The sequence below is a fragment of the Actinomadura sp. 21ATH genome (assembly GCF_041951345.1).
In the GTDB taxonomy this organism is placed as follows: Bacteria; Actinomycetota; Actinomycetes; order Streptosporangiales; family Streptosporangiaceae; genus Spirillospora.
On record NZ_JBGNUR010000003.1, the window covers coordinates 278,760 to 300,850 of the forward strand.

15 protein-coding genes are annotated in these 22,091 nt (G+C 67.9%); 10 read left to right on the top strand and 5 right to left on the bottom strand.

What is annotated here, in order from left to right; genetic code table 11:
* Positions 1-89: 89 nt before the first annotated feature.
* Positions 90-977 (top strand): helix-turn-helix domain-containing protein, encoded by an 888-nt coding sequence (locus ACA361_RS13615; protein ID WP_375012280.1) that lies wholly within the window; start codon positions 90-92, stop codon positions 975-977.
* On the opposite strand, the gene ACA361_RS13620 is transcribed toward ACA361_RS13615, so the two are convergent.
* Positions 962-1,750 (bottom strand): DUF6879 family protein, encoded by a 789-nt coding sequence (locus ACA361_RS13620; protein ID WP_375012281.1) that lies wholly within the window; start codon positions 1,748-1,750, stop codon positions 962-964. The genes ACA361_RS13615 and ACA361_RS13620 overlap by 16 nt on opposite strands.
* Before the next feature lie 207 nt (positions 1,751-1,957).
* Between ACA361_RS13620 and ACA361_RS13625 the strand changes: the two genes are divergently transcribed.
* The 6 genes from ACA361_RS13625 to ACA361_RS13650 all read left to right on the top strand — a co-directional run bounded on the left by ACA361_RS13625 (position 1,958) and on the right by ACA361_RS13650 (position 9,889).
* The gene (locus ACA361_RS13625; RefSeq protein WP_375012283.1) at positions 1,958-2,107 is read left to right on the top strand and encodes an FxLD family lanthipeptide; all 150 of its coding nucleotides are present in this window, start codon (positions 1,958-1,960) and stop codon (positions 2,105-2,107) included.
* Positions 2,108-2,347: 240 nt separating this feature from the next.
* Positions 2,348-5,305 carry a lantibiotic dehydratase gene (locus ACA361_RS13630; RefSeq protein WP_375012284.1) on the top strand — a complete coding sequence of 986 codons (2,958 nt, stop codon included), beginning with the start codon at positions 2,348-2,350 and terminating at the stop codon, positions 5,303-5,305.
* A 7-nt stretch (positions 5,306-5,312) separates the two neighbouring features.
* A complete protein-coding gene (locus ACA361_RS13635; RefSeq protein ID WP_375012285.1) occupies positions 5,313-6,584 on the top strand; it encodes a lanthionine synthetase C family protein in 1,272 nt (423 codons plus the stop codon).
* A gap of 29 nt (positions 6,585-6,613) precedes the next feature.
* A complete protein-coding gene (gene fxlM, locus ACA361_RS13640) occupies positions 6,614-8,719 on the top strand; it encodes a methyltransferase, FxLD system (protein WP_375012286.1) in 2,106 nt (701 codons plus the stop codon).
* A gap of 1 nt (position 8,720) precedes the next feature.
* Positions 8,721-9,107: a hypothetical protein gene (locus tag ACA361_RS13645; protein WP_375012287.1), complete on the top strand. Its 387-nt coding sequence runs from the start codon at positions 8,721-8,723 to the stop codon at positions 9,105-9,107.
* Complete coding sequence (locus tag ACA361_RS13650) at positions 9,104-9,889, top strand: hypothetical protein (RefSeq protein ID WP_375012288.1); 786 nt, start codon at positions 9,104-9,106, stop codon at positions 9,887-9,889. Before ACA361_RS13645 ends, ACA361_RS13650 begins: the two co-directional genes overlap by 4 nt.
* Positions 9,890-9,978: 89 nt before the next feature.
* Here the strand turns inward: ACA361_RS13650 and ACA361_RS13655 are convergent, their stop codons facing one another.
* From ACA361_RS13655 to ACA361_RS13670, 4 genes are all read right to left on the bottom strand, one after another.
* Positions 9,979-13,428, bottom strand: a complete 3,450-nt coding sequence (locus tag ACA361_RS13655) for an AAA family ATPase (protein ID WP_375012289.1) — start codon at positions 13,426-13,428, stop codon at positions 9,979-9,981.
* Positions 13,429-13,433: 5 nt separating this feature from the next.
* Entirely contained in the window at positions 13,434-14,672 is a 1,239-nt protein-coding gene (locus ACA361_RS13660; protein ID WP_375012290.1) for an exonuclease SbcCD subunit D, read from the bottom strand.
* A 236-nt stretch (positions 14,673-14,908) separates the two neighbouring features.
* Positions 14,909-15,385: a DUF4352 domain-containing protein gene (locus ACA361_RS13665; protein ID WP_375012291.1), complete on the bottom strand. Its 477-nt coding sequence runs from the start codon at positions 15,383-15,385 to the stop codon at positions 14,909-14,911.
* A 140-nt stretch (positions 15,386-15,525) separates the two neighbouring features.
* On the bottom strand, positions 15,526-16,458 hold the full coding sequence (locus tag ACA361_RS13670) for an exonuclease domain-containing protein (protein ID WP_375012292.1): 933 nt from the start codon (positions 16,456-16,458) through the stop codon (positions 15,526-15,528).
* A 131-nt stretch (positions 16,459-16,589) separates the two neighbouring features.
* On the opposite strand from ACA361_RS13670, the gene ACA361_RS13675 reads away from it, so the two are divergent.
* The 3 genes from ACA361_RS13675 (at position 16,590) to ACA361_RS13685 (ending at position 22,088) form a co-directional block, all read left to right on the top strand.
* The gene (locus ACA361_RS13675; protein ID WP_375012293.1) at positions 16,590-18,689 is read left to right on the top strand and encodes an N-6 DNA methylase; all 2,100 of its coding nucleotides are present in this window, start codon (positions 16,590-16,592) and stop codon (positions 18,687-18,689) included.
* Positions 18,690-18,768: 79 nt separating this feature from the next.
* The gene (locus ACA361_RS13680) at positions 18,769-20,772 is read left to right on the top strand and encodes an N-6 DNA methylase (RefSeq protein WP_375012294.1); all 2,004 of its coding nucleotides are present in this window, start codon (positions 18,769-18,771) and stop codon (positions 20,770-20,772) included.
* The gene (locus ACA361_RS13685; RefSeq protein ID WP_375012295.1) at positions 20,769-22,088 is read left to right on the top strand and encodes a restriction endonuclease subunit S; all 1,320 of its coding nucleotides are present in this window, start codon (positions 20,769-20,771) and stop codon (positions 22,086-22,088) included. Before ACA361_RS13680 ends, ACA361_RS13685 begins: the two co-directional genes overlap by 4 nt.
* Positions 22,089-22,091 lie beyond the last annotated feature (3 nt).

Here is a 22,091-nt window from a genome sequence, read left to right on the forward strand (position 1 = left end):
TTACTGCCATGAGGCCGGCTCACGAATGAGTGTGAACCCTGGTGAACGATCCGCGCCCAGCGGATCAGAGCGGGGCATGATGGGCCACTATGCCGCCCTCTCCATCGTCGTCAGCTCAAGCGGCGCGCGAGCGCCTGGGAGGACAACTCCGGGCTCTCCGCCAGGCCGGAGGCATCTCCGGCCGGGCCTTCGCAGCATCGGCAGGGTGGAAGTCCGCGTCCCAAGTCTCGATGATCGAGATGGGCCGCCGGACGATCTCGGCGGAGCATGTGCGGTTGTGGTGCTCGATCTGTGGAGCGTCCGAGCGCCGAACCGAGGAACTCCTCGCCGAGCAGGCGGCGGTGGCGGGGATGTGGGTCCCGTACGAGCAGCTGAACCGCGGAGGACTATCGGCAGCGCAGAGATCGATCCGGCAGCAGTACGAGGAACTGGTACTGGCCCGGTCGTACCAGCCGAAGGTGTTTCCCGGCATGCTGCAAACCCCGGCCTACACCCGCGCGGCGCTGACCGGGGTGATCGTGGAGCAGGCGGTGCAAACACCGGATCCGGACGGCGAGGTCGAGCTGGCGGTGGCCGAGCGGATGGATCGGCAGAGTCTTCTCAGCCGGCCGGATGCCCGCTGGTACTTCCTGCTGGAGGAGCCGGTGCTGTGGTACCGGCCGTATCCGACCGGCGTGCATCGCGATCAGCTACGGCACCTCCTGGAGGTGCGGCGGCGGCCGAACGTGTTCCTGGGAATCATCCCGGTCAGCACCTACCGGCAAGGCGTTCATCCGGAGGAGGCGTTCGACATCACCGACGGCCACCTGGTGACCGTTGAACTCGTGTCGGGCTACCTGTCGGTGACGCAGCCGGCGGAAGTCGCGCTCTACGTGTCCATGTGGAAGCGGCTGTGGGCGCTCGCGGAAACAGGCGAGGCGGCGACGGGGCGGGTCCGCGCCGCGCTCGCCCGGCTGGAAGATCAGGATGGGGTGTAGTCGTCGTGCGGGATGCCGCGTTCCCACAGCATCTCGAACATGCCGACGATGGGCAGGACCTTGCGTGGGTCGGCCACGTACTCCATCCGGCCCGTGTCGGTGCCGTCGCCTGCGGTGAAGTTGTAGGCGATGAGGCGCTGGTCGTACATGAAGAAGTCAGCGACGGAGTGCGGCAGGTCGTAGGCCAGGTGGCGAGGCAGCCAGCGCAGCTCCTCTCCGGCTTTGAGGTTGCCGTAGCTGATGGCGTGTTCCCAGCGGATGTAGTCGCTGACCGGCTCGGATACGATCCGCAGTCGGCGGAACCGGACACCGCGGGCGACAGCGCCGCCGACCAGGTCGATCCAGCCGTCCCATTGGTAGGTGGTGTCGCCGTCCTCCAGCCATTTCTGGAAGGCCGGGTCCGCCGTGTCGTAGGTGTCGCGGGCTTCGAGGTGGACGACGGAGCGTTCGGTTCCGGCGAGTAGTTCCTCGAAGGACGGTTCGCCGGGGCCGTCCCTGTCCGGCTCGTGGCTGCCGCTGAGGGCTTCGAGGAGGCTCGGCTTGAGGTTCGCCGGCGTCCAGATCGCGACTTCGTCGTCAGCGATCGACGTGTGCCGGCCCAGTTGGGCGAGGGTAGCGGGATCGGTGACCCTGCGGCCGACTTGAAGTACGTCGCCGGTGCCGGGGACCACGAGGACCGCCGGGCATTTGTTGGCGGGCGAGTCGTCGTCGATCCCGACGAAGTCGACGTCGCCGGAGTGCGGTTTGTTGGGCTTTTCGGCTGGTTCGGGCATGAATGGGCTCCCAGCTGACGTGCGCTTCCTCTGGTCCTCCTGACCCTGACCGCCGCCCCGGGCGACGGTCAACCCTGCCGGACGGCCCGCGGGTGTGAAGGTGTGTGAACTTCCTGGCGCCTGCGAGAGCTGTCGGCGAATGTCCTTCCCATGGCCGCTGGGCCGACAGTGAGGAGCCGTGGGGCTCCGGAAGGGTGTGGAGGGTCGATGACCATGCGAGAGCCCTTGGAAGCCGACGAGTTCGACCTGGACATCAGTGTCCTGGAGTCCGGCGACGCATCAGCCGACCTCATCGTGCTCACCGACGACGGGTGTGGCAGTACCTGCGCCAGCCCGTGCGCGACCAACGTCGTCTGACCGCGCTCTGACGTCGAACGCCCAGCTTCGGCCCATGCCCCGGAAGGTCGTTCGGGGCATGGGCCGAAGCCCGGCAGAACGCTCCCCCGGAGGCAAGACGATGGCATCAAGAGACGGCAGGCGCCCGTACCGGTGCGGCGATACGGCGATGGTCCGTGCCACTCCCCACTCCACCTTGGAGTTGCCGGAATGGCCGGACCTCACCGGCAACTCAGCGGAACACGTCGCCGACTGGCGTGCATGGCTCCAGGAGATCTGGACGCTGGACGAGATCGCCGAAGCCATCGAGCAGGCCAGTCCGGCGCTGGCGCGGCAGCGGTGTGCTCGGCCTCGCCTCCGGACGCCCGACGGGTGCGGCGCGCGGTGCTGTCGGTCGTACGTTACGTGCTCCGGCTGTCGGGCAGAGCGACGCCCTTCGGCCTGTTCGCGGGGATCGCCCCGGCCGGCTTCAGTGCTCAGCCGACGGTCGAGTGGGGTAAAGATCATCGGGTCGTCGCGCGCGCCGACGCGCGTTGGATCAGTGAGGTCATTGCCCAGCTCGAAGGCATCCCAGAACTGTTGCGGCGGTTGCCGGTGATGGCCAACTCTTTGGCCTTCGTGCGGGGCGGCCGCCTGGTCGTGCCTTACCCGCCCGGACGGCGAGCAGGTCAACGCTCCCCGGCAGAGGTGTCACTGCGGTACACCAGCCCTGTACGGATCGCGATGGAGACGGCTCGTACTCCCGTCCCGTTCGACGCGGTCGTTACCGCGGTCGCCGCCGCATTCCCGGCCGTACCGCATCCCAAGATCGAGGAGCTGATCACCCGGCTGGTGGAGCAGGGCGCTCTCATCAGCAGCCTGCACGCTCCTTCCACCACGGTGCATGCCTTCGAGCATGTCGTGAAGCAGTTGGAGAAGGTTAGGGCCAGCGACACGGAGCAGGTCGCAGACCTCGTTGATCAGCTGCGCGAGGTCCAGGCGGGTCTTGTCGAGTACGGCCAGCTGACGGTTCCAGCAGAGCGCAGGAAGGCTCGGCTCGTCCTCGCGGAGCGCATGGCGCGTCTGGGAACGGACGCGGGCTCGGGCCCCGCAGTGGACATGCGAGTCGATTGTTCGCTGAGTTTGCCGTTCCAGGTTGCCCGAGAGGCTGAAGCTGCCGCGTCGGTGTTGGCACGCTTGACCGAGTTCCCGGCCGGCTCGTCCAGCTGGCGGAGCTACCACAACCGCTTCTTCGAGCGGTACGGCATCGGATCGCTCGTGCCGCTCCGGGATCTGATCGATCCCGATGTCGGCCTGGGCTTCCCCGCCGGCTACCTGGATGGCGCCCCTGAACCGCGCGAGCCGGTGACCGCCAGGCAGATGCGGCTGCTCGCCTTGGCTCAGGCGGCGGCTCTGGACGGCCGTCAGGAGATCGTGCTGGGCGAGAGCCTGATCAGCGAGCTGGAGATCGGGGACAGCGATGAGGTCCTGGTGCCGCCGCATCTTGAGCTACGTTTCCACCTCCAGGCGGCCTCGCCGGAGGCGCTGGCTCCCGGGCAATTCCAGCTCATGGTCGTGGGGCCGTCTCGTGGCATCGGCACGGCAACCGGCCGGTTCATCGGTCTGCTGAGCTCCGACGAACGGGCCGATGCCGCTGCCGTACTCGATCGGCTGCCGGTGAGCGAATCGCGGACGATGGCGGTTCAGTTGTCCTTCCCCCCGCTCGACTCGGGCGACGCTCATGTGGCTAGGGCGCCGGAGCTCCTGGCCACCACGATCAGTCTCGCGGAGCACCGTTCCGCAGGTTCCGCGGTGATCGGGGTGGACGACCTCTTGGTCGGCTGCGACCGGCGCCGCCTCTTCCTGTTCTCGCTGTCACGCAGGCAGCGCCTGGAGCCGGTGGCACTGCACGCGCTCGACCTGCGGGCGCGCACTCCCCCGCTGGTGCGGTTCCTCGCGGAGATCGCCAGGTCCCAGTCTGCGGTCGTATCCAATTTCTCCTGGGGGCCAGCCGGACGGATGCCGTTCGTGCCGCGGCTTCGGATCGGCCGCACGGTCCTCTCACCGGCTCGCTGGCGCCTGCAGCGTTCGGACCTACCCGACCGCCATGCGCCGTGGAACCAGTGGTGGGACAGCGTGCGTCACTGGCAAGACCGCCGCCGCGTACCGGATGCCGTCACCCTCACCGATGGGGACCGATCTCTACCTCTGGACCTATCGCAAACCGCGCACTTGGCGGTGCTGCGCGCGCACCTCGACTCGATCGGCGTCGCCGTTCTGAGCGAAGCGGCCACCGGGAACGGCTGGTTCGGCGGCCACGCCCACGAGATCGTCGCGCCCCTGACCGCGGTCGGAACAAGGCCATCTGCGAAGACACCGCGAGTCCCGGCCGCCCAGCCGCAGCACCGTGACCACGGCCAACTACCGGGAGCGTCGCGGATGCTGCTGGCCAAGCTCTACAGCAGCATCGAACGGCACCCGGAAGTTCTCAGCGGCTACCTGCCTGACCTGCTTGCTCGCTGGCCGTCCCCGCCCAGATGGTGGTTCCTGCGCTATCAGGACCCGCTCCCACATCTACGGCTGCGCATCGCGCTCGATGACCCCGCGCAGTTCGGGCTTGCTGCCGGTCGCGTCTCAGAATGGGCCGCGCTGCTGCGCCGCGAAGGGCTTGTCAACGAGGTGCAGTTCGCCACCTCCTACCCCGAGACCGGCCGCTGGGGCCGTGGAACGGTGATGGAGGCGGCCGAGGAGGTCTTCGCCGCAGACTCCCGTGCACTCGCCGTGCAGTTCGCACAGCTGGCCGGGCCATCTCCGCAGGCGCTGACCGCGGCGAACCTTGTCTCCATCGCGGTCGGCTTCACCGGCAGCGCGCAGGGTGGCATGGACTGGCTGATCCGGCACGGGAAGATCGATGCCAGCCGGCCCCTAGAACGGTCGGTACTCCGCGAGGCGGTCCGCTTGGCGGACCCGAGAGGCGATTGGGCAGCACTGCGCGCGGTCCCCGGCGGCGACACCGTCCTGGCCGCCTGGTCCGAACGCGACCGAGCACTTGCCCGCTACCGGGACCAACTGCGCAACACCGAGGAATTGCATCCCGACCTTGTCCTGGATTCGCTGCTCCACGCCCATCACATCCGGGCCGCCGGGCCGGCCAAGGACGACGAACGCGTCTGCGTGCGGCTGGCTCGCGCCGCCGCGCTGGCGTGGACAGCGCAGCTCTCATCAGCTCCGGGACGGTGAGGCAAAAATGGCCCATCAACCGGTGACCACGCCGCCCGGTGCGCAGGCTGGGGCAGCCTTCGCCGCCCGGATCGCCGACCGCCTGTCCTCGCCGCAGGCCGTACGCGCTGTTACACCGCCCCGGAGCTGGTGGCCGCAGTCCCTGGCCTATGGCGCAGCCGGGATCGCGCTGCTCCACATCGAGCGGGCCCGGTTGGGCGAGGGCTCGTGGCAACGCGCTCACGACTGGCTGGCCTGCACAGCTGCTGAGCCGGCCGTAACGGGGGCGGGCAGCCATTTGTACTACGGGGCACCGGCTCTCGCCTTCGCCCTCCACGCTGCGGTCGACCGGCCCGGCCGTTACGCCCGCGCCCTGGAAATCCTTGATCGGCACACCGCCGTGGCCACTCGCTCCCGGTTGAACGAGGCCCACGCCAGAATCGATCGCGGCGAGTTGCCCGCGCTGGCCGAGTTCGATGCCATCCGCGGGCTGACCGGTATGGGCGCCCTGCTGCTGCGGCGCAGCGTTCACCATGACGATGCTTACGCCGACCTGGTCCGGGAAGTCCTGGCCTACCTGGTCCGGCTCAGCAGACCCGTACGGCACCACGGGCACTTCCTTCCCGGCTGGTGGAGCGAGCTGGCCCCGTCGGGCAAAAAGTCCGCGCAGTACCCGAGCGGGCACGCCAACCATGGCGTCGCGCACGGCATCGCCGGCCCCCTGGCTCTCCTGGCTCTGGCCTCCCTGCGCGGCATCACCGTCAGCGGTCACCGGGAGGCGATCGGACGGATTTGTGACTGGCTCGACCGGTGGCGGATCGCGGGACCGGACGGCCCGTACTGGCCGTATTGGATCACCCTCAGCGAGCTGGAGTCCGAACGTCCCAGCCCTGGCCCCGCACGTCCCTCCTGGTGCTACGGCGTCGCAGGCTCAGCACGTGCGCAGCAACTCGCCGCTCTGGCCACCGGCGACACCGGACGGCAGCGCATGGCCGAAGAAGCACTGCTACGCGCCATGACAGCCCGAACACCGCTCGCCGCGACCACCGACCTGTCGCTGTGCCACGGTTTCGCTGGCCTGGCGCACATCGTCCCGCTGGCCGCAACGGACGCGATCACCCCCGGCCTGAGCGAGTGCTTGGCCCGCCTCCTGGCACCGATCGAATCCACCGGGCCGGACACCCTGATTGCCTGCGGCGCTGGGCTTCTAGAAGGCGCCGCCGGTGTGGCGCTGGCTCTACTCGCCCAGGTCAACGAAGGCGCCCTCTCGGGTTGGGACTCCTGCTTCCTGATCGCCTGACGCCGTACACCCGAAGGGAGATCGGCCGGATGACAGCCCAGCAGTGGCCACAGCACGTCATCACGTTCACCGACTGGTGCAACGCCGAGCGCATCGCGCTGCGGCATCTGCTGCCCGTGCTCGCAACCTCGCAGAGCGCGAAGCCGCACGAGTGGTCGTTCGTGCGCAAGTACCCGACCTGGCGGCTACGGCATCACCCCACCACCGACCACGGCCTACGCAGACTGAACCGGACGCTGGACACGATGCTCTCCGACGGCTTGATCAACAGCTGGACGCCCGGCATCTACGAGCCGGAAACCACCGCTTTCGGAGGCCCCGCGGGCATGGCCGCCGCCCACACGCTCTTCCACCGCGACAGCCGCCTCGTCCTCCAGCATCTGGCCCCGCCCCGTCTCCCCCACAGCAACCCACCAGAACTGGGGCGACGTGAACTCGCCGTACTGCTCCCCAGCGTGGCCATGCGGGCCGCGCGCCTGGACTGGTACGAGCAGGGCGACGTCTGGGCCAAGGTCGTCGAGCAACGCCCCGCATCGCACGACCACCCCGCCTCTGAGCGGCTCTCGCACGCCGTGCACCGGCTGATGACCGTCAAGGCGGGCTCGTCCAGCACTCTGACGACCACGGGCAGGCTCGCCTCGCTGGCGGACTGGGTCGCCGCCTTCGAACACCTCGGTCGGCGGTTGGCCGAGCTCAACCAGCTGGGCCGGCTGGAACGCGGACTGCGAGCCGTCCTCGCCCACCACGTGATCTTCCACTGGAACCGCATGGGCCTGTCCCGCAAGGAGCAGGCCACCTTGGCCGCACTAGCGAAAGAAGAAGTCATGGGAACAACCGGACAGCGTCCCGTGTCCGCCTCTGGCACGGACCCGCTGAACACTACGGTGTCGCGCGTGAGCAACGACACGATCGAGACCGCCTCCGCCGAACCTCTGCGCCACGTCCTGGTCGACCAGCTGATCGAGCACGGATGCGTCCGCAGCGACCGTGTCGAAGAGGCGATGCGCACGGTCCCCCGCCACCTGTTCGTGCCGCAGGCTCCCCTGGAGAAGGCGTACGCGAACGCCACCGTGGACATCAAGCTCGACGCCGGAGGCACGTCGATCAGTTGCGCCTCCCAGCCCGACATCGTCGCCACGATGCTGGAACAGCTCCACGTCGAACCAGGCCACAAGATCTTGGAACTGGGCGCCGGGACCGGCTACAACGCCGGTCTGCTCGCCCACCTGACCGGCCCGACCGGCCGCGTCACCACGATCGATGTGGACGACGACATCGTCGACGGCGCCCGCACCGCACTGGCCGCCGCCGGAATCGACAACGTCACCGTCATCCTCTCCGACGGTGCCCTCGGCTACGCCGACAACGCCCCCTACGACCGCATCATCGCCACGGTCGGCGCACACGCGGTCCCCCACGCCTGGCTCGACCAGCTCGCCCCGGACGGACGGCTCCTCACACCGCTGCGGCTGCGCGGCACCGTCGCCCGTTCCATCGCCTTCGAACCCCATGACGGCGCCTGGCGCAGCGTCAGCAGCGAGATGAACACCTTCATGCCGCTCCGCCAAGGCATCGCCGACGATCCACGGCGCCTGGTCCCAGTTACTGGCGACGGCACGGTTACCCTCGTCACCAGCGGCAGCCAAGAGATCAATGCCGACGCGCTGAGCGATGTCCTGCACCAGCCCGCCTCCCAGGTCTGGACCGGCATCACGTTCCGCGGCCAGGAGTCGGCCGAGTGGCTGGAGCTGTGGCTGACCTGCACAATGCCAAACGGCCTCAACCGCATGCCCGCCCAGCCCCAAGCCATCGAAACCGGCCTGCTCACCGCCCCCTACCCCAGCTCCACCGCCTGCTTCGACCGGTCGGCACTCACCTACCTGACCCGCCGCAAAGCTGCCCACACCGCCCCGGACGGCGCCAACCTGTACGAGTTCGGCGTCATCGGCCACGGCCCCGGCAGCGACACCCTGGCCGAGCAGGTAGCCGAGGCCATCCGCACCTGGGACCGCGAATACCGCGGCTCCGAAGCCGCCTTCGAGATCCAGCCCCTCAACGCCCCGCCACCTGCCCCAAGCCCCGGCCGCTTCGCCTTCCCCAACGCCCTCAACCGCATCCTCATCGAGTGGCGATGAGATGGAGGTCGGCCCGATAGCGCAGCGCTTTCCGCTAGTCGCCCGCCCACGCCCCGCCTGCCCGCCCCTCACCGAGCGGATCGCTCAACTCCGCGAGACGGCCCATACCGCCCGCACCGACGGCAACCGCGCGCTGGCCGCCGCCGTACAGAACAAAGCAGCCCTGATCGCCAGCGACTGCGGCCAGCACGATCTGGCACGAACCCTGTGCTGGCAACACTTCGACACCTACCTCCCCCAGTGTCCCCTCAACGCACCCACAGCCCGCGATGCCCTCGAACCCCTGGTCAACATCGCCCGCCTGTTGATTCGCGCCCGAGACCCAACGGGGCTCACCACCTACTCGAGTCCCTCTTCCACGCGGTCAGCACTCACGGCAACGCCGTGATCGACGGCCACCCCGTCTCCTTCCGCCACCTCACCGAGACGCAGGAAGACCACCGCACGCTCCGCCAATGGTTGTGGACGGTCATGCTCGCCGACGGCACTCGCGCGTTGACCAGCGCCGGCCGGTGGCAAGAGGCCCTCGCGCACGTACAGCAGCACAAGGGCATCGGCCGCCGCCTACTGGACGGGCGGCAAGTCGCCGTCCTCGCCCACCTCCACTCCGACGACCCCGACACCGCGCTGAGGACCCTCAGCCAGAGCGTCGCCACCGAGCCATGGGAAGACGCGGTGGGCGCCTGTCTGACCGCCCTATGCACCACCCACACCGACCAGGGGCCCGACGCGGCGGTGAACACCATGGTCAACCGCTACCTCCGCCTCCCCTCCAGCCCCGAACTCATCCTGTTCCAAGTCCGTTTGGGCCTGACCGCCGCGGACATCGCAGGCACCACCGGCCACCGCCGCGAAGCCGAGAGAGCCACAAGTCGGCTCGTCAAGCAGGCCCTGTCCTCCGACGATGGATACGCCGCTCGGGAGGTCCTCAACGCCCGAAGCGGCCGCACGAATCTAGCCGCCGCCCACGGCCGTGCTCTGTCCGCAGCCGTACGAGCCGCTGGGCTTGGCCGCGATGCCCTCCCCCAATACCTCACCACCGGCCTCCTCAACGCTGCCGAAGCCGCTCAGAAGGTCACCGCGCGGCAGCAGAACGATACGAACCATGTCGTGCATCGAACCGGCCTTCCGGGCCTCCCCTCCCCCCGAACACAGCGGGCTCGCAAGTAGAAAGGCGCGGACACCGGCCGCGGTGCCGTCCCGCGATAGAAGACGACACCGCGACCGATCAGCCCGGAGGCGACGGCGAACCGCACTGGTCAGCCCGGCAACTTGTGAACGTGGCACCGTCCGTCAGGTAGTTCCTTGACGGCGCCTTCGGCTACGTGTTCGTGATGCGTGAACACGATGACCTGGAATCGGTCGGCCATGCTGTCCAGGACTCGCAGGGCGGCCTCCGTACGCCCTTCGTCGAACGTCATGAAGAGATCGTCGACGACGACCGGGAGAGCGTTGCCGGCCACCGCGTGGCGTTCGAGAGTGGCCAGGCGCAGCGCCAAGTAGAGCTGGTCGCGGGTGCCCTCGCTGAGGGCTGCGGGCGCCAGTAGCCTTCCCGCGGACGACCTGGCGCGGATGCTCGGGCGCTCCTCGTCGGACATTTCGAGCCCGGAGTAGCTCCCTCCGGTCAGCCGGGCGAACACCTCGGCGGCCCGGGCCAGGACGGGTTCCTGGTCGCTGCTCCGGTACTCCTCCATGCAGGCAAGGATGGCGATCCTCGCGGCCTCCAGGCGCAGGTACTCCTCGGCGTCCTCGGCCACTCCGGCGCAGATCAGGGCGATCTCGGCTTCGGCGCGGGCGGCGGCATCACCACCGTCGAGGTCGTCGAGTACCCGCCGGCGCTCCACGTGCTGTTCGAACCAGGTGGCTTTGTCCGTCTCCAGCTTCTCGATCCGACCGGCCAGCTCGGCCAGCTCGTCGGCGAGTTCCTCGGTGGACGTCTTCTCCGCCTCCTCGCGGAGCCGATCCAGTTCCGGTCCTGCCGGAAGGGTCTGCCGGATGGTCGCGAGAGCGGTGGACTTCTCCCTGAAGGCGGTCGCCCGCTCCACGGCAGCTTCCAGTTCGGCGATCGAGGACAGATCCAGGCGGGCGCAGAAGTCGAGCAAGCGGCTTTCCACCCCGTCCAGTTCGGCGTCCGCCTTCGCTATCTGCGCGACGAGTTTTTCTCGGCTATCGAGCAGGGTCTTGCGCTGCTGGGCTCCGTCGCGCTGCTCTTGGAGGTCCTGCGCGAGCGTGTCGATGGCATCGTGCCAGCCGTTGACGGACGCCGGAACGTCCCGTCCGCAGGCACCGAACGTCTCCTCCAGCAGGGTCCCGAACTCGGAGATCCGCTGCTCGCCCTGCTGGAGCTCGTGCTCCATCGCTTCGGCCGCATCGACGTCCGCCGCAACCAGGGAAAGGTTCTCCAGGTCGGTGAGAGCGGCATCGAAGTCGCGGTCGGCGGCGAGGTTCGCGCTGCTCAGGAACCGCTGCCATCGCCCGTCGTGGACGGCCAGGGCCTTCTCGGCATCGGCCTGCGCGGATTCCGCTTCTTCGAGGTCGGCTTCCGCGCTTGCCAGGTCGCGCTGTACGGCTGCTCTGTCCTGGGCGATCCGCTCATGTTCATCAAGGCGTTCACGTGCCGTCTCCACCATTTCAGCGAACGCGGCGGAATCGTGGGCCGCACCGATGGCGGTCGGCGCGTCCTCACCGAGGCGCAGCAGCTGCCCGAGCCTGGCCGTGTGGGCGTTGAGGCGTTCGCGTCGGCTCTCCAGCTCGATGCGCGTGTCCTGGAGGTCCTGCGCGCTGGCCCGGAGCCGGTCGAAGTCGTCCAGGACCTTCGAGGCCTGCCCGATGCCGGGGACCGGGGCCGGATACCCCTCCCACAGCGCCTCCCAGCTTCGCCGGCCCGCCTCCTGCTCGGCGAGCGCCTCGTCCACGGCTGCCTGATGGGCGGGGACGGCGGCTTCCAGGTCGGTGATCTCGCGCGAGAGCTCGGCCCGCCTGTTGACGCGCTCCGCATGGCGCAGCATCAGGTCGGCGGTGTCGTCGACTCGCCGGACGGCCACGCTGAACGAGTCACGGACGCTCGGGTCGTCGAGGAATCGCGCGAAGAGGTCGTCACGCTCGGCACGCCGCGCCTTGAGCTCCTCATGTGTCGGCGGCGCGTCGTCGGTCGCCAGCCGATCGAGGTCGCGCCGGCACGTCGCCAATCGGCGTTGCGCGTCATCGAGCTCTCCGGCGCGATCACGGTGCTGCTGTTCGAGGTCCCGGAAGTCCCGCTCGGCTCCGGTGGCCCGCTCCTGGTCGGGGAGCCGGAGCTCCAGGATGCTTTCAGGAGGCAGTTCGGGGAGATCGAGCCGGTTCCGGGCCTGGCGGAACCGGCGGTCCAGCTTCTTCCAGGCGTCCTCGGTGTCATTGAGCTTCTCCGCCAAGCCGGCGGGGATCGAGGCGTACGCGTTCTGCAATCGCGAGACGTCCTCGCCCGCCGGGAGAGCACTGAGCTCCTTGCCGATCCGCTCGTGCTTGTCCCGGCAGCGCTTCACCGAGTCCCGCGCGTGAGCGAGGTCGTCCTGGAACTTCCGGCCCCGGTCCCGGAGGTCCTGCCCCTTCCCGCGCAGGGCCTCGGGGATCCGGTAGAGCCCTTCGTCGGCCAGCGTCGCGTCCGCGTGGACGGTACGCAGCCGCGACACGGCCCGAGCGCGCTTGCCGGAGGCCCCGCCAGACGCGGAGTCCCGCCGGTCCAGCTCGTCGAGGATCGCCGCGATGCCCTCGGCCAGTCGTTTGATCGCGGCGGCATGCGGGAGGAGGGCGTCGTCCCGCCCTGTTCCGGAGAGTTGCCGCTCGGTCTCCTCGAGAAGTCCGGCATGGGTCGAGCGCGCCCCCGTGCGCTCGCTTCGCTCGTTGATCAGTTCGGGGAGTCGCGTGCGGATGTCGTCGGGGGCCACCGGCCCCAAGGCGCTGATCTGCTCGATCTGCTCTTCGAGTTCGCGGAGCCGGGTCAGAGCCGGCAGGTTGTCCCACAGGTGCTGCCTGGCGTCGCGTAGCCGCCGCGCGGTCCGCAGGTCGGCCTCGGTCTCGCTGAGGCGCCGCTTCGCCTCGACCGCCGACTGCTCGGCGTCCCAGTACCGATCGGGGCGGAGCATCGCCTCGCGGGACTTCTGCCGGTAGTCCTTCAGCCGCTCCAGCGCGGCATTGATCGCAGGCTTCCTGCCCCGGTTCAGGTACAGCTCGCGCTGGCGGTTGTCGATCTTGTTCAGGACGGCGTTGAGGAGCAGGCCCGACCGTGCTGCGGCGAGGAGCTGGGCCATGTCGCCCTCGCCGGAGGCCAGCAGCCGCCCGCCCCTGCGGAGTTCGTCGCTGTCGAGGGCGAACTCGGTGGTGAACGTCTCGCGGTCGACGCCGCCGAGGAAGGGAGCGAGCGCTTCTTCTCCGAGTGGGTCTCCGTTCCCGTCCACAAGGTCGTCCTTGCGCTTCTTCCGGCGGACGATCTCCAGGGCCGCTCCACCGGCCGTCGAGAGCCGGGCGCCCAACCGCGTCCTGTTCCCATGCCGGAAGGCATACCGGGAATTGTGGTCGATGCCGTACAGCAGCTGATCGAAGGCGCTCAGCGCCGTGGACTTGCCCGCTTCGTTGCGGCCGTGGACCACATGGACGCCGGCCTCGCCGAGACCGTCCAGGCTGTGGCCGTCGAAGGCACCGTAGGCGATGAGGTCGAGACGTTCGATGCGCATCCCGGTCACCGCCCTTCCTGGAGCAGGGACTCGACAAGCTGGTAGGCCTCGTCGGCCAGACCTCGGACCCATGCCGGGTCCTTCGGGGCGATGCCCTCCGGCCCCTTGCTCTCGGCCGGGATCCTCCCGATGAGCGGGTGGCTCGAAAGCCTGGCCAGCAGGCCGTCCGGATCGGTGCCGAGCGCGGAGAGGGTGCGGCGCAGGTCGGTCAGGATCCCGGCGGCGCCCTCGCGCGAGTCGCCGCCGTCCTCGCCGGAGGTGCGGATCTTGATTTTCTCCAGCCACAGGTTCGGGAACTGACCGGCCGCCGCGCGGAGTTCGTTGAGAATCCGTTCACGGTCCCGCCACAGCGCGGCATGCGCGGACGTCGCACCGCGAAGGGTCACGCGGACGGCGGTCAGCCGTTCCTGCGGGATCTCCTGGAAGCGCTCTTCGACGTGGCTGAGCACCTGGTCGATGTCGTCGCGGTCCGTGACGTCGACTTCCGCGTGTTCCCAGCGGGCGGTGTCCAGGTCATGGTGCTCGACCGATGCGACCCGGAGCCGGTCGTCCACGGTGACGACGACGCAGCCCTTGGGACCCGTCTCGCGGGCATGCCGTCCCTGGATGTTGCCGGGATAGACGATGTACGGCTCCCGGCTGACGATCTCCTGCTTGTGGACGTGGCCGAGCGCCCAGTAGTCGTAGTTCCGCGCCTCAAGGTCCGCGACGGTGCAGGGCGCGTACCGCTTGTGCTCGGAGTAGCCGCCCTCCAGGCCCGTGTGCAGCAACCCGATGTTGAACAGGCCGCCGTCTCGTACCGGGTAGCCGACGGCCAGGTTGTCGGCGAGGTCCCAGCGCGCGAAGCCCTGGCCGTGAACGGCGAGCCCCGCCTTCTCGTTCCGGACGGTCTCGGGCTCCCCCGTCGCGAAGACGTGGACATTGTCGGGAAGCTTGAGCGTGCGCATCGCGCGGTTCTTCGCGTCGTGATTCCCGGAGACCATGTAGACGGGGATGCCGGCCTGCTTGAGGATCGACATCTGCTTACTGAAGTAGAGGCCGGTCTGGTAGTCGTTCCAGTCCCCGTCGTACACGTCTCCGGCGAGGAGTACGGCGTCCACGGTCAGGTCGATCGCGAGCCTGACGAGATTGTCGAGCGCCCGTCGCGTCGCCAGCCGCAGATCGTCCTCCGGAGCCCCTTCGTAACGGGACAGCCCCCGTAGCGGGCTGTCGATGTGAAGATCGGCGGCATGCAGGATCTTCATGTTCTCCCTTTTCGCGTGCACGCCGGAGTGCGGCGTCCGTGGTCCTGTTGGCGAGGGGCTGGAGGAACGCTAGCCCTCTGTGGTGATTCGTCTGCTGAAAGCGACGAAAGAGGTGCCGTGTGACGGCCGGGACCGGCCATGAAGTGGTCTCTCGCCGCACCTGCTGCCCTTTCGTTCGGCAGCCGGTGCCCGCGTCGCAAGGTGCCCGGCGTCTCAAGGCACCGTGAACGGTGGGTTCAGGAGGCGACCCGGGCCCGTGCCACCTCGGAGAACAGCGGGTTGGTCATGGTGACGATCTTGGGGCGGAAGGCGCCCTCCGCGCACACCAGGCCCGTCGCCTTCTCGCGCGGAGCGAGGGTCGTGGTGGCGATCTGCCCCTCGTACTCGGCGAGGGCGGAGGTGCTGTCGTGCTTGGTGTTCCCGGTGTCGGTGATCGAGAAGTAGAGCGGGTTCACCTCGAGCCGCTTCTTGGTCTGATTGGTGACGGTGACCTTGACGCAGGACAGGGCGCCGCCGTCGCTCAGGACGCTCTTGCTCGCGCGCGCCCGCTTGGCGATCAGTTTGATCGGGAAGGTCTTGCCCTTGGCCGCGCCGCTGCTCTTGCCCGACGGCTTGCCAGGGTCGGCCGACTGAACGGCGACCGGTTCCTGCTCGTATTCGCAGCCGGCGGTGAGAACGGCGACCGCGCCGAGCGCGACGATGGTCTTGCGCATGAGCTTCTCCTCTGTGCCCGAGTGCGGTCCGTACGGCACGCCATCGGATAGGGGGTTGGCGTTGAAGGGCGCCTGCTGCCGGGCCGGTCGCGCGAGCGGCGGCGCGTATCGGGGCCCGGAGACGACCGGCCTCCAGGTGATCAGTCGCCGGCCACCGCGAGGAGCTCGTAGAACTCCTCGTGGTCGATGACCGTGATGCCGTGACCGGATTCGCGGAGTCTTTCCGCTTTGGCGAGCTTGCCGGTCTTCTTGGCCCCGAAGGCGAGCTGGTAGGGCTTGATGCCACCGACCACGAGCAGGTCGACGGCCGCGGTGACGTCGGGGACGGGCCGGGCCCCGAAGGCGGCGATCCGTTCGGCGGCCGCCCTCCGCTTCATGTCCGGCAGCGTCCCGGTGAAGCAGACGTTCAGCCCGTAGAACGGATTCTCCGGATCGGCGCCGGGATCGGCGTCCGGAAACGGCTCACGCCGTGCGGCTCCCCGGTACGTGCACCCCTGGCGGACGCCGCTGCGGTAGGAGCCCATCCGGATGTTATGCGCGGCGAGGAGGTCGCCGAGGCCGACCGCCCCCTGCCGTCTCAGCGCGGCGAGCATCACCTCGGCGGCCGCCCGCGCGTCGGCACCGGCGTCGTGGTGGTGCGCCAGTTCGATGCCCAGGGCGTCGGCGAGAACCGGGAGCTTGTAGGAGAGCAGGCCGGTCCAGGCTCGCCGCGCGACCACGAGCGTGCAGGCGAACCGGAGATCCGGAACGGGAAGGCCGTCGGCCCGGCAGGTGTCGGCGATCACTCCGATGTCGAAGGCGGCGTTGTGCGCCACAAGCGGGGTGTCGCCGGCGAACCGGACGATGCGTTCCAGCGTCTCCGGCCAGCCCGGGGCGTCCCTGACGTGCTCCGCCGTGATGCCGTGGAGGCCGACGTTGAAGGCCTCGAAGTGGTCGTGGCCGTGCGGGGGTCTGATGAACGACGACCACTCCTCGACGATCCGTCCCTCCTTCACCTTGACCAGTCCGACCGAACACGGGCTCGCTCGCAGGGAGTTCGCCGTCTCGAAGTCGATCGCCACCCAACTCGTCATCCCTCGCCCCTAGCACTGAGTCATTGAAAGCACCACCATAAGAGCATGCCATGAAAGCACTGTCAAATAGCTTAGCTCGCCCAGATGGTGTACAGTGACGTTGCTCCTGAAAGCTGAGAAGGATGTGGCCGATGGCATCGCAGAGCGAGCAGCTGACCGCCGCCGAGATCTCTCGGATCGCCGGCGTGACGCGGGCGACCGTGAGCAACTGGCGCCGGCGTCATCCCGACTTCCCGCAGCCCAGCGGGGGCACCGAAGCCAGTCCCAGCTACGACCGGCGGCAGATCGAAGCGTGGCTCGACGCGCGCGGCCGCCTCCCCGCGCGATCGGCTGCGGACGACCTGAGGACCCACCTTCGCGGACGCACGCCGCATGACATCGAGACCACAGCACTGTTCACCGCACACGTGGCCGGGCTGAACGAGGAAGAACGAGGCCGAGCCGCGACTCTCGGCGACAACGAGTTGAGCAAGCTGCTCGCGACCGCGGTGTCGTCGTGTTCCGGCCACGTGAAACCCGGCCACGGCGATGTACCGGCGGCGCTCCTGCGGTCGGCAGCCAACGTGATACTGCAAGAAGGCGCTCTCGCCGTCTTCGACGTCCTCCAAGAGCATTCCGAGACACCGATCGGCATCCGCGGGACGCACCCGACTCCACCGGCGATCGCCGATCTGATCGCCGGTCTGGTGACGGCAGGCGGCCGCCGGGTCGAGAGCGTTCTGGACCCGGCGTGCGGAAGTGGACGTCTCCTCGCCGGGGCGGCGACCAGGCTCAAGCCCGACGCACGCGTCCACGGCCAGGAGTACCGTGTCGACATCGCGGCTCAGGCCAAGACGCGCGTGACCGTGGAGGCTCCCAACAGGTCCGTGGACGTCCGTACCGGAGACAGCCTGCGCGACGACGCCTTCCCCGACCTGCGCGTGGACGCCGTGGTGTGCAACCCGCCCTACGGAGACCGCGAGTGGGGTCACGACGAGTTGGCGTTCGATCCGCGCTGGGCCTACGGCGTGCCACCGCGTTCGGAGCCTGAACTGGCTTGGGTACAGCACTCGCTGGCGCATCTCGGCGAAGGCGGGCAGGCCGTCCTGCTGCTCCCGCCGGCCACCGCGTCACGGCCGTCCGGCCGCCGGATCCGGGCCGAGATGCTCCGGCAGGGAGCGCTGTGCGCGATCATCGCGCTTCCTGCAGGACTGGCCGTACCTCACCACATCGGGCTTCACCTGTGGATACTCCGACGTCCCGAAGTCGACCGCCCCGGCCAGGACCGCGTCCTCCTGATGGACCTGGCCGACCAGTCCGCCACCGCTGCGGTCCCGGTTCCCGACCAAGGCAAGCATGCGGACGAGGGCACGCTCCAGGAGACGATCCGCAGCACCTGGGAGGCATTCAGCGCCTCAGCCGTTTTCGCCGACATCCCGGGAACCGCTCGGGCCGTACCCGTGATCGACCTCCTGGACGATCTCGTCGACCTCTCACCGGCACGGCACGTCCGCTCCGCACCGTTGATCAGCCCTGACGAAGCCCTCCGGCAGGTCACCGAACTCACCGAGCGGCTGAAGACGCACGTGACGGCCCTGACTGAGGCGAGCAGCACCGGGCCGTGGACATCGGCCGGCAAGACCGCTCGCACCTGGCGCAGCGCCACCGTCGCCGACCTGGCCCGCGGCGGGGCGCTCGCCGTCCATCGCGGTGTCCGGGCCTCATCCGCCGGTGCCCCGCCCGGCGATCTCACGGACCGTCCCGTCCTTCGTGCACGTGACCTGATCGGCGGAGTGTCTGCCAGCGGCAATACCAGCGAACTCCCCTTGGCCGACCCGGTCACCGTCGAGGCGGGGGACGTGCTCCTCGCACAGGTGGTCGGCCCGCAAGGGGTCGCGACTCGCGTGGTCGATGAGGAGGACGCGGGATGCCTGCTCGGCAACGGCGTGTTCCTGCTCCGGCCCGATCCTCGCCGGCTCGATCCGTGGTTCCTCGCCGGTTTCGTCAGCGCGCCCGACAACGTCAGCCAAGCGACGACCGGCACCTCGACGCACCAGCTCGTGGCGTCCCGGCTGCGCGTCCCGTTGCTCCCGCTGGACGAGCAGACCGCTTATGGCCAGGCGTTCCGGCACGTCCATGACCTCAGGACCAGCGCACGGAGCGCCGCGACGTGCGCCAACGAGACGGCCGATCTCATAGCCACCACCCTCAGCGGCGGAGCACTACTCCCGCATGGAGCCGAATCGCCATGACGACCAGCGCGTCGCAGCTCTGGTGGACCAGACTTACTAGCCCTTGCCCCACGAGCCACAACACCGAGAAGGAAACCCCTTGAACCCGAGCAAGCACACCGAACTGGTGAACCACGCCTGGTCGGTCGCAGACCTGCTCCGCGGCGATTTCAAGCAGTCGGAGTACGGCAAGGTCATCCTGCCGTTCATCGTGCTCCGCAGGCTGGAGACCGTCCTGGAGCCGACCCGGACGGCCGTACAGGAGACCGTCGAGCGGTTCAAGGGCAAGGACATCGACACCGACCGGTTCCTCCGCCGCGCGTCGGGCCAGTCGTTCTACAACGTCACCGGCTACACCCTCGCGAAGATCGCCGACGACCCTGAACAGGCGGCGAGGTACCTCGCCCAGTACATCGCGGGCTTCTCCCCGAACGCGCGCGAGGTGCTGGAGAAGTACGAGTTCGCCCAGCAGATCAAGCGCCTCGACGGCGCGAACCTGCTCTACAAGGTCGTCGGACGCTTCGCCGACCTGGACGTCCGCCCCGAGATCGTGTCCAACCACCAGATGGGCTACTTCTTCGAGGACCTCATCCGGCGCTTCTCCGAACTCTCCAACGAGACGGCCGGTGAGCACTTCACGCCCCGCGAGGTCATCAAGCTGATGGTCAACCTGCTGGTGGCCCCGGACGCCGACGCGCTCAGCGTCCCCGGCGTCGTCCGCAAGGTGCTGGACCCGGCCTGCGGCACCGGCGGGATGCTCAGCACGACGCAGGAGTACATCACCGCCCTGAACCCGGACGCGACCGTCGAGGTCTACGGGCAGGAACTCAACCCCGAGTCGTGGGCCATCTGCCGATCCGACTTGATGATCAAAGGTCAGGACCCGGACCACATCGCGTTCGGCAACTCGTTCAGCGACGACGGCCACCGCAACGCCAGGTTCGACTACCTCTTGGCCAACCCGCCGTTCGGCGTCGAATGGAAGAAGGTCAAGGACGAGGTCGAGCACGAGTACCTGACGCTCGGCGAGTCCGGCCGCTTCGGCGCGGGGCTGCCGCGCATCAACGACGGCTCGTTCCTGTTCCTCCAGCATATGATCTCGAAGATGAAGCCGCGCGAGGCCGGCGGCAGCCGCATCGCGATCGTCTTCAACGGCTCCCCGCTGTTCACCGGCGCCGCCGAGTCCGGCGAGTCCCGCATCCGCCAGTGGATCATCGAGAACGACTGGCTGGAGGCGATCGTCGCCCTCCCCGACCAGCTCTTCTACAACACCGGCATCTCGACGTACTTCTGGATCGTCACCAACCGCAAGGCCGCCGACCACGAGGGCAAGGTCGTCCTGCTGGACGCCCGGGACTACTGGCAGAAGATGCGCAAGTCCCTCGGTGACAAGCGCAAGGAGATCGGCGACGGCCAAGACGGCCGCCCGGACCACATCGGCGAGATCACCCGCCTCTACAGCGAGGCCCTGGACGTCGCCGACGACCCCGACCACCCGCTGCACGGCAAGGTGAAGGTCTTCCGCAACCAGGACTTCGGCTACCGCCGCATCACCGTAGAGCGTCCGCTCAAGCTCCGCTTCGAGCTGACCGACGAGACCCTGGCCGCCCTTGAGGCGACCAAGCAGGTCCAGAAACTCAGCTATGCGGAGACCTTTGCCGACGCGCTGCGCCCGCTCCTCGGCACCACCTGGCCGACCAAGGTCGAGGCGTTGAACGCCCTCATGGGCACGGTCGTGGAGGCCGGCCTCCAGTGGCCGTCCGGCGCCCCGTTCGCCAAGGCCGTCCGCGACACCATCGGCGTCCGCGACCCCGAAGGCGAGGTTCAGATGGTGCGCAAGGGCGTCATCGAACCCGACACAGATCTGCGCGACTACGAGAACGTCCCGCTCGACGAGGACGTCGAGGACTACCTCAAGCGCGAGGTCCTCCCGCACGTCCCCGACGCCTGGATCGACCATAGCAAAACCAAGATCGGCTACGAGGTTCCCTTCACCCGCTACTTCTACGTCTACAAACCTCCACGCCCCCTGGCGAAGATCGACGCGGAACTCAAGGCCCTCGAAGCCGAAATCCAGACCCTCCTCCGCGAGGTGACTGAATGAGTCTCCAACTCCCCCAGTTGCCTGAAACCTGGTCAACCACCCGAGTAGACCGAGTTGCTTCTGTAAATGCCCGAATCGGCTGGAAGGCACTGACGGCTGATGAATACCAGCCGAATGGATACGCTTTCCTTTCGACACCCAATATCAAGACTAGAGACATCGATTTCCAGAACGTCAACTACATCACGGAAGCCAGGTACGAAGAATCACCAGAGTTGAAGCTTCAAGAGGGTGACGTCCTACTCGCCAAGGATGGCAACACCCTCGGGATCGTCAACATCGTCAGGGGCCTGCCCCGCGCGACAACAGTGAATGGATCGATCGCGGTCCTTAGACCCTTCGACATCAACTCCACTTTCCTCAAATACCTTATTGAGTGCCAATTCATCCAAGCCACTATCAACCTACTCAAGGGCGGGATGGGGGTTCCTCATCTTTTCCAGTGGGACATCAAGCGACTTCCCGTTCCCCTACCCCCACCGGATGAGCAGCGGCGCATCGCCGACTTCCTCGACGCCGAGACCGCCCGCATCGATCGTCTTTCAGAGCTAAGAAACCAGCAAGTGGACAGGGTCAACGAGCGATACCATGTCGCTATTTCTGAACTCACAACCCCCGGGATATCTTCCGAGCATGAGCGGCATGTCGAGTGGCCATGGCTGCCAGCCAAGATACCGACCGTGCGCCTCGGCTACTGTGCGCAAGTGCAAACTGGCGTTACGGTTCACGGGTCTCGCGAGCAGACTCCCGGAGATAAGGAATATCCTTATCTCCGCGTTGCGAACGTGCAGGGAGAAAAATTGGACCTGTCAGAGATCAAGAGCATAATTCTCCCAGGACAAATGGCACTGCGAAGCACCCTTCAGCCCGGCGATGTTGTGATGACTGAAGCGAACGGAAATCCGGATAATCTTGGTCGTGGAGCCGTGTGGCGTGGGGAAATTTCCGGCATGGTTCACCAAAACCACATCTTCGCTATCCGTGCAGACCAGAGAATTCTTCTTCCTGAATACCTTTCCGCCTTGCTAGCGTCCAGTCACGGGCGCCGATACTTTCGCCACACCTCATCTCAGGTCGGAATCGCCACGACAAGCAGTTCTAAGGTGCTCAATTTTCCCATCCCTAAGATCTCAGTCGATAAGCAGGCGGAGGTCATTAAACGGTACCAAGCAGAACGAGCAAGAACGCACCGTGCGTTGGAGGTACTCCATCAGCAACTCACCCTGCTGAATGAACGACGGCAGGCGTTGATTACGGCGGCGGTTACGGGGCAGTTCGATGTGTCCACGGCATCCGGTCGTGGGGTTACGGAGTAGGAC

Excerpts from the sequence above, each read along its gene's own strand:
- fxlM (WP_375012286.1), top strand. The coding sequence starts at position 6,614 with ATGACAGCCCAGCAGTGGCCACAGCACGTCATCACGTTCACCGACTGG.
- ACA361_RS13635 (WP_375012285.1), top strand. The coding sequence starts at position 5,313 with ATGGCCCATCAACCGGTGACCACGCCGCCCGGTGCGCAGGCTGGGGCA.
- ACA361_RS13660 (WP_375012290.1), bottom strand. The coding sequence starts at position 14,672 with ATGAAGATCCTGCATGCCGCCGATCTTCACATCGACAGCCCGCTACGG.
- ACA361_RS13665 (WP_375012291.1), bottom strand. The coding sequence starts at position 15,385 with ATGCGCAAGACCATCGTCGCGCTCGGCGCGGTCGCCGTTCTCACCGCC.
- ACA361_RS13620 (WP_375012281.1), bottom strand. The coding sequence starts at position 1,750 with ATGCCCGAACCAGCCGAAAAGCCCAACAAACCGCACTCCGGCGACGTC.
- ACA361_RS13625 (WP_375012283.1), top strand. The coding sequence starts at position 1,958 with ATGACCATGCGAGAGCCCTTGGAAGCCGACGAGTTCGACCTGGACATC.
- ACA361_RS13645 (WP_375012287.1), top strand. The coding sequence starts at position 8,721 with ATGGAGGTCGGCCCGATAGCGCAGCGCTTTCCGCTAGTCGCCCGCCCA.
- ACA361_RS13675 (WP_375012293.1), top strand. The coding sequence starts at position 16,590 with ATGGCATCGCAGAGCGAGCAGCTGACCGCCGCCGAGATCTCTCGGATC.
- ACA361_RS13670 (WP_375012292.1), bottom strand. The coding sequence starts at position 16,458 with ATGACGAGTTGGGTGGCGATCGACTTCGAGACGGCGAACTCCCTGCGA.
- ACA361_RS13630 (WP_375012284.1), top strand. The coding sequence starts at position 2,348 with ATGGCTCCAGGAGATCTGGACGCTGGACGAGATCGCCGAAGCCATCGA.
- ACA361_RS13655 (WP_375012289.1), bottom strand. The coding sequence starts at position 13,428 with ATGCGCATCGAACGTCTCGACCTCATCGCCTACGGTGCCTTCGACGGC.
- ACA361_RS13685 (WP_375012295.1), top strand. The coding sequence starts at position 20,769 with ATGAGTCTCCAACTCCCCCAGTTGCCTGAAACCTGGTCAACCACCCGA.
- ACA361_RS13615 (WP_375012280.1), top strand. The coding sequence starts at position 90 with ATGCCGCCCTCTCCATCGTCGTCAGCTCAAGCGGCGCGCGAGCGCCTG.